The sequence below is a fragment of the Paraburkholderia sp. genome (assembly GCF_035656215.1).
In the GTDB taxonomy this organism is placed as follows: Bacteria; Pseudomonadota; Gammaproteobacteria; order Burkholderiales; family Burkholderiaceae; genus Paraburkholderia.
Genome location: NZ_DASRSY010000035.1, coordinates 1 through 8071, shown reverse-complemented (window position 1 = coordinate 8071; position 8071 = coordinate 1). Strand labels below are relative to the sequence as shown.

At 60.0% G+C, this 8071-nt stretch carries 5 protein-coding genes and 1 rRNA gene; 2 read left to right on the top strand and 4 right to left on the bottom strand.

From position 1 onward, the window contains the following. Both VFE81_RS01855 and VFE81_RS01850 read left to right on the top strand, forming a co-directional pair. The coding region (locus VFE81_RS01855; protein ID WP_325042962.1) for a heavy-metal-associated domain-containing protein at positions 1-173 on the top strand (173 nt) is incomplete at its 5' end. A gap of 13 nt (positions 174-186) precedes the next feature. Then, on the top strand, positions 187-1107 hold the full coding sequence (locus VFE81_RS01850; protein ID WP_325042961.1) for an SDR family oxidoreductase: 921 nt from the start codon (positions 187-189) through the stop codon (positions 1105-1107). A 247-nt stretch (positions 1108-1354) separates the two neighbouring features. Here the strand turns inward: VFE81_RS01850 and VFE81_RS01845 are convergent, their stop codons facing one another. The 4 genes from VFE81_RS01845 to rrf form a co-directional block, all read right to left on the bottom strand. Further along, positions 1355-4993 (bottom strand): error-prone DNA polymerase, encoded by a 3639-nt coding sequence (locus VFE81_RS01845; protein ID WP_325042960.1) that lies wholly within the window; start codon positions 4991-4993, stop codon positions 1355-1357. 5 nt (positions 4994-4998) lie between these two features. After that, entirely contained in the window at positions 4999-6795 is a 1797-nt protein-coding gene (locus VFE81_RS01840; RefSeq protein ID WP_325042959.1) for a DNA polymerase Y family protein, read from the bottom strand. Further along, the gene (gene imuA / locus VFE81_RS01835) at positions 6695-7534 is read right to left on the bottom strand and encodes a translesion DNA synthesis-associated protein ImuA (RefSeq protein ID WP_325042958.1); all 840 of its coding nucleotides are present in this window, start codon (positions 7532-7534) and stop codon (positions 6695-6697) included. Before imuA ends, VFE81_RS01840 begins: the two co-directional genes overlap by 101 nt. A 405-nt stretch (positions 7535-7939) precedes the next feature. Then, a 5S ribosomal RNA gene (gene rrf / locus VFE81_RS01830) occupies positions 7940-8052 on the bottom strand. Positions 8053-8071: the final 19 nt, after the last annotated feature.

Here is an 8071-nt window from a genome sequence, read left to right as displayed (position 1 = left end):
TGGCTGCGGTCACAAACGCGATCCGTGAACACGACGGAGCCGCTCAGGTCCAGGTCGACCTGGCAGCCGGCCGCGTGGCGGTCGAATCCGCGCAACCGGCTGACACGCTAAAGGCCGCTATCGACGAGGCTGGCTACACGGTTACCGGCGTGACCAGCAGCTCGGCACGCTAAGCGAGCGACCGTTATGTTCAAAGTTGCCGTCATTGGTGCTTCCGGGCTGCTCGGCCGGGCGCTCGTCGACGAACTGACACAGCAGGCCGGTTGGCAAGTTGTCGCCACGGCGTTCAGCCGGCCGGGTCCAAACACGGTCGCGCTGGATATACGCGACGCGCGGGCGGTGGAGCAATTTGTCGAGCGCGAAGCGCCGGACGCGCTCGTGATTGCCGCAGCGGAACGCCGGCCGGATGTGTGCGAGCACGATCCGGCGCTCGCCCGGGCGTTGAACGTCGATGCAGTGCGTACCCTGGCCGCAGCGGCAAAGCGGCGCAGCGCATGGACGCTCTCGATCTCAACCGATTACGTGTTCGACGGCACCCACCCGCCCTATCAGCAGGATTCAGCGCCCGCGCCGCTCAATGCCTATGGCCGCAGCAAACTTGAAGGCGAGCGAGCGCTGACGGAATCCACCGATCTTGGCTGCGTGCTGCGTTTGCCGCTGCTATATGGGCCGATCGTCGATTGGGCGGAATCGGCGGTGACAAGTCTCGTGCCGGCGATTGCCGCATCGGCTTCACACGAAGGCAAGGCAGCCGTCATGGATGCATGGGCGATTCGTTACCCGACCTTTACGCCGGACGTCGCGTTCGTGATCCGGCAGATGCTCGAACGGCATGCGCGTGGCGAAGCGATCCGCGGCATTGTGCAATGGTCGGGCGACGAGCCGATGAACAAGTATGAAATCGCGGTGCGGCTTGCAGAAGCGCTGCAAGTCGATGCGCAACTGACGCCGCAGCACACGCCCACCGACACTACGCCGCGTCCACATAACTGCCACCTGGCGTCGGATCGGCTCGAGGCACTCGGCATTGGCCGCCGCACGCTATTCGACGTTGCGATCCGGCAAGTGCTGGCCGAATTTCCATGGCAGGGCGAGACGGCGGCGTAGCTACCCGGCAGTGAGCTTAACCACGGCAGGTACTCTCGCGTTTTCGTGGTGAGGCAAAACGCCGGCGTAGCGCCCGGCAGCGAGTTTATCCACGGCAGGTGTCGCCCGCGTTTCCGCGGTCCGACGACACGCCTGCCTGGCGCCGGACCCGGCAGTTAGTCGCGACAGGTACTGCTTCTGTGTCCATGGGCCGCGGGTATGTCGGCATGGCGCCCAGGCATGCGAGTCAAGCCACGGCAGATCAACATCAATGAAAATCTCGGCTCGCCGTGGCCAGTTCGCCGAGCCATTCGCTGTGATCTTCGAGTCGATGCGCGACGAGATGAACCACCTCGCCCTTCTGTTTCGTCCCGCCCGCTTTATTTGCGTTCACCACGTTGCTGGCGCTGTCATCGCCGGTAGACACGCCGTCGTCGCGCTGCAAGACGCCATATACCGCCAGCAACGACGAACCCAACAGCACCTTGCGCTGCTTTTCCACCAGCGATGGCCAGACGATCACATTGATCGAACCGGTTTCGTCTTCGATGGAAACGAACACGGTGCCGTTTGCCGTGCCCGGCCGCTGCCGCACGGTGACGATGCCACAAGCGCGCGCCAGCGTGCCGTGCCGACACGCGGAGAGTTCGGTCGCCGTGCGAAAACGCTGCCTGGCAAGACGCTCGCGCAATAGTGCGAGCGGATGGCGATTGAGCGTGAGGCCGATGCTCGCGTAATCGTCAACGATCTCGCGACTTTCGGCTGCCTGAGGCAATGCCAACGGCGCTTCGGCGATCGGCGCATCGCGCAGCAGCTTGGGCACCGTGTGCTGCGCTGTCACCGCCCACCACGCTTCGCGCCGATGGCCGGCGATGCTGACCAGCGCATTCGCCGCAGCGAGCGCTTCAAGATCGCGCCGCGTCAATGCCGCGCGACGCGTCAGATCGTCGACGTCGGTAAACAGCGCGTCGCTGCGGGCCGCCATGATTCGTTCGGCAGCCACCTGTGAAAGACCTTTGATCAGATGCATGCCGATGCGCACTGCCGGACCGCGCGCCCCATAGGTTTTCGACGATTGGAATACACGTGCGGTGAGCTGTTTTGCCGCGCGCCGGATCGTCCGGGCCACCGTGAAGCGTCGCAACGACAGATCGCGTAATTGCTGCGCGGATAATACGCCCTGCTGACGATGCAAACAGGTCTCGCTCGATGAAATCCGCTGCCCTTCATGACCGCGTCTTTCGAAAGTCGATTCCCAGTCGCTCAATGTCACGTCAGGCGGCAATACTTTGACGCCATGACGCTTCGCGTCCTGCACCAGTTGCGACGGCGAATAAAATCCCAACGGCTGACTGTTGAGCAATCCCGCCAGAAAAGCGGCCGGCTCATAACGCTTCAGCCACGCACTGAGATAGACGAGCAATGCAAAGCTTGCCGCATGACTCTCCGGAAAACCGTACTCGCCGAAGCCTTCGATCTGCTTGCAGATGCGGGCGATAAAATCGGACTCGTAACCACGCGCCGACATGCGGTCGGTCAGATCCTTCTGATACTTCGCCAGATTACCAGTGCGCCGCCACGCGGCCATCGCCCGTCGCAACTGGTCGGCCTGCTCACCAGTGTATTTCGCCGCAACCATCGCAAGGTGCATCACCTGCTCCTGGAAAATCGGCACACCGAGCGTGCGTTGGAGCACCGGCCGCAATTCATCCTTTGCGTAGTCCACCGGCTCGAGACCTTGCTTGCGGCGCAGATACGGATGCACCATGCCACCCTGAATCGGCCCGGGCCGCACGATCGCGACTTCGATCACGAGATCGTAGTATTCGGTCGGTTTCAACCGCGGCAGCATACTTTGCTGCGCGCGCGATTCAATCTGGAATACGCCGATCGTATCGGCATGTCCGCACATTTCGTAGACGGCCCGATCCTCGCGCGGAATATCCTGCACCCTGAATTTCGGAAAGCCGCGCCGCAATGCGACGAACTCCAGCGCGCGCCGGATAGCCGACAACATACCGAGTGCCAGTACGTCGACTTTCAATAGATTGAGCGCATCGATATCGTCCTTGTCCCACTCGATTACGCTACGGTCTTTCATCGTCGCGTTTTCAATCGGCACGAGTCGCGACAGTTTGTCTTTCGCGATCACAAAGCCACCGACGTGTTGCGACAGATGGCGCGGAAAATTGCGCAATTCCTTGGTAAGGCGAATCAGATTCCGCGTGATGTGCGAGCTGGCATCGAAGCCCGCTTCAGCCAGATATTTGGCGACCGCGTCCGTGCCGTCCCACCATTGCTGTGATTTACTGATCCGTTCGATCAATGACGCTTCGAGTCCCAACGCCTTGCCGACATCCTTCAGCGCACTGCGCGCGTGATACGTAATCAGCGACGCAGTCAACGCCGCGCGATGACGGCCGTACTTGCCGTAGATATATTGAATCACCTCTTCGCGGCGCTGATGCTCGAAGTCGACGTCGATATCAGGCGGTTCGTTGCGTGCGCGCGAGATGAACCGTTCGATCAGCATATTCATACTTATCGGATCGATCTCCGTCACATGCAGGCAGTAACACACAATTGAATTTGCCGCCGAACCGCGACCTTGGCACAGAATGTTTCTGGAGCGCGCAAAGCTCACGATATCGTGCACCGTCAGGAAGTATTTTTCGTACTTCAGCTCGGTAATCAGCAGCAATTCTTTTTCGATCTGCTTGATCCGCTTGAGATTCATGCCGTCCGGCCAACGCTCGACTGCACCGGCCATGACCAGCTTGCGCAAATAACTCGATGGCGATTCACCGGCGGGCACTAGTTCTTCTGGATACTCGTACTTCAGTTCGTCGAGCGAGAAGCGGCATAGGGCTGCAATACGCAGCGTTTCTTCGAGCGTATCGCGCGGGTACAGTTTGGCGAGCCGCACGCGCGTGCGCATATGCCGCTCGGCATTGGCCTCGAGCGCGTGACCGCACGCCGATAGCGGTGTGACGAGGCCAATCGCAGTCAGGGTGTCCTGCAATGGCTTGCGCGAGCGCACATGCATCAGGACGCCACCTGCCGCCACCAGAGGCAATCCGCTCGCTTTCGAAATCATCCGCAACGCGTCGATCTGAAGATCGTCGCTGCCGGTTTGCCAGAGTTCGAGTGCGATCCATGAGCGTTGCGGAGCCAATGAGGCGAGCCAATGCGCGCAGCGCAGCGTGTGTGAGAGCGTCGCCGTACGTTGCGGCACGAGGATCAGGACGCAATCGGGCAAGGTCCTGAGATGTTCGAGATGCGGCAACGCATCGGTGAAATCGGACGGACTTAGGCGATAGCTGCCCTTGTCGGCACGCGAGCGAGCGAGCGTGATCAGTTCGGAGAGGTTGCCGTAGCCATTACGGTTGGTCGCAAGTGCAATCAGTGTGCAGAACGGTTCGCCTGCGTCGTCCGTCAGATTGAGTTCACTGCCGATGATGAGGTGAGGGATCGGTTTTAGTGCCTCTTGATCTGTGGTTTCTTGTTGTGAGGTTTCTTGTTGTGAGGTTTCTTGTTGTGAGGTTTCCTGTTGTGAGGTTTCCTGTTGTGAGCTCACTGGCTTTGTGGTCGTCGACTTTGCCGCTTCTTCTAAAGGCGTTCCTGCTTGCGCGGCTTTCGCCTTGTCTTCGCGCTCCTTCTTTTGGCGGTCCCGCTCCTGCTTGATTTCTCTCACAGCGGTGTGCGCGCGCACGACGCCAGCCAGCGAGCATTCATCGGTAATCGCGAGCGCGCTATAGCCGCACGACATCGCCTGCTCGACCAGTTCATACGGATGCGAAGCGCCACGCAGAAACGAGAAATTAGTCAGGCAATGCAGCTCCGCATACGGCGGCAGTTGGGCCGCGAGCGCCTGCTCGAATACGAATGTGGGCCGGGAATTTGCCATGATGATCAGCCGAACAACCCTTGCAAATACCACTCGCCACCAAGACGTTCTCGATACACCCAGAACATATGGCCACGATCGTCTGCCGCAACGTAGTAATCCCGCTCAACGCGGTTACCGTCCCACCACCCTGCTTCAATCCGTTCGGTACGTGTGAGCATTTTCAGCGGCCGACGATAGATCGGCCGCTGGTCGCGCATCATCAGACGCAGCGGTTTGTCGAGCATCCAGACGGGACGAGGCTGCGATGGCAATGCACTGTCGGGCAGATCGAGCGAAGCTTGAGCATTGGCCGATTGTGTTACGAATATGCGGCTGCTTTTAGCGTCACTCGTTTTTTCAGGCTGTCGTGATATGTGTTCTGCGTGTTCTGCGTGTTCTGCGTAGTCCGCCTGTTCCGCCGCATCGCCGTCTGCATGCACACTTTCCAATGCAGCGTGCTGCAACTCATCGGTCAGCCAGGTTTTATCCGCTTTGATTTTTGTCTTAGCTTTCGCAGACGAACGCTTCTTGCGCGAAAACGCTTGCGCCTGGTAGGCCTCGACGCGCATTGCCCGCTCAGGACGATGATCGTCCTGCACCGACATCTGCAGCACGTTCTCCGGCCCTAAACGCGCGCTTAAGCGTTCGAGCAGACGTGCAATCGAATCGCCGTCTGATTCGGGCATTGGAAACAAGGTGTCCGATCGCCCTGCATACTCACCGATCTGATCCGCGACCAGCTTCAACTCGATCACGGGCGCCACCAGAACCGTCTGATTCAACTTCTCACGCAACAGCCAGATCAGATGCTCGGCATCGCGCGACGGTATGGCCCACGCGACCTTCAGACTCGACGTCTTCGGCGCATGACGGGCTGCCAATTCATGTTCGAGCACCAACGTATAACCACTGAGCGCTGCATGATGCGCGCTCAACCATCCGGCCAGTTGCACAATCAGCCGACGTGCGGCGAATAGTAGTGCATCGGCATTATCGACCCGCGACGGCAACTCCAACTGCGCATGAAACGATGCCGGCGCACGAAACGATTCGCGCGGATCCGGACGCGTACCATATGCTTGCGCCAGCAAATCCAGAATGCCACTGCCGAAACGCCGCACGACGCCCGACCTTGGCAACTGACGCAAATCGGCCAATGTCGTGCAACCGACATGCACAAACGCATCGCGATGCGCCTGTGCAACCGGCAGCAACGACACAGATACGCGGTCAAGCACCCGCGCAAGCGACGTTTCCTTTATCACATGCCAACGATGCCCCTGACGATCGGCATGCGCCTGCGCCAACAACCATGCGCCCCAGGCGGTTGGTGCGCACGCGATACGCGCCGTATAGCCGAATTCCGCCACCGTCGCGGATACCCGTGACAACAACACGCGCAAGCCGCCAAACAACCGCAAACCGGAGCCGACTTCCAGCAACAAGGTGTGCGCGTGCGCGAGCGACACCTTCGGTGTGTATGTCAGCAAAGCAAGCGCCATCGCTTCGAATGCCTGGGTTTCGCGGTCTGTATCCGCGGCAAGCATCTTGAGACCAGGAGCCAAAGCCAACGCGTACGAGCGCGAATGGCCCGCATGCACCCCAGCACGTAATGCGTCGGAATCCGGCATCAGGATGTGCGCATGACCGGCCAGCGCGTAGCAGCGCACCTCGGTGACCTCTTCGGCACCTGGAGGTTGGCTTGCCGCATCGCCGGGCTCACACCGATTCGGCTTCGCGGGTGAACCATCCGGGAGCGACTCGAGAGGCTTCACCGCTTCCAGCGACAAGAGTGGCAATGTGACTGCGATCCACAACATGTTTGATCTCTCGCCCTTGATTGCTGCCGACGCTGTTTTCCGGCAACAAGACGCTTTGTACCGGCAAAATGAGCCGCAGAGGCTCAGCTAGCGGTGGCCCGCGACGCTTGAAGATGTCGATCGAGATACCAATCTCCTGCAACCATTGACGACGGTTGATCGTCGGCGCATTGGCCGGCAAGAGCGGCTCGCAGATCATTCGCAATGGCGCCGGCGAAGATTGCGTAGCTGCCTCGACAGGCCTGATCAAAAATGCCAGCGATGCCGACTCCTGAGCGGCCAGCTGCAGACGCCGAACCTTATCGGCGCGCGCATTCGACAGCCATACAAGCACTGCGCCGATGCCATCCTGCTTCAATGCCTGAACAGCAGCCCACAACGCCTGGTCTTCACTCGAACGCACCCATAAGACGCGCTCGACGTCGATACCCCAAGCCCTCAGTGCCGAAGCACAGGGCTGGTAAGGGGGCGCCACGAGCATGACGTGCCGTTCGGCTTGCGCAGTAAGATGCCGAAGCGCGCGGGCCAACAGGCGCAGTTCGCCGACTCCTTCGTGTTCAATCAACAACTCCGTCAAGCCACCGGCCGACCAGCCCCGTCCAGGCAGCAGTTGATCCAGCGCGGCATAGCCGCTGGAAATCACCCGCGAGTCCGCCTCTGCAAGCTCATTGCCCTGCCACACCTGACGCCTCAATTGCGACGACAGCGTTGTCGTCGCCAGGTGAATCGCTGCTGCCATAGATATGCTCGGTCAATAGGGAGCGCTTCGCCCTGCCCGGCATCGGGTAAGCATGGGGCGAGGCGTTTTCACTGTATATTTATACAGTACTTTACGACGGATGTTAAGACAAGGCGGCGCAACGGAACGCGCGCAGGAAGGAAATGAAGAGGGGGTAAAGCTGTTTTCGTTTTCGCAGGTTTTTCGCCTGCGGGAGAGCTGTTCTTTGGCACTGCTGCCATGCGAACAAAACCAGAGTTAACGTGCTATGGGAGGATGCCGTGCGGGTGAGCCGCGACGGTACGGACGTCTGACGCGCTTTGGAGCTGACGGGTTACGCGAACGCGCTGCGGATCGGGAGGGAGTCAGCGCCGTAAACGCAGAAACCCCACCTTTGTGGGGTGGGGTTTCTGGACTTGCAGGGGAGCCTGACGATTACCTACTTTCACACGGGAATCCGCACTATCATCGGCGTGGAGTCGTTTCACGGTCCTGTTCGGGATGGGAAGGGGTGGGACCGACTCGCTATGGTCATCAGGCATGACTTGTTGCCGTGTC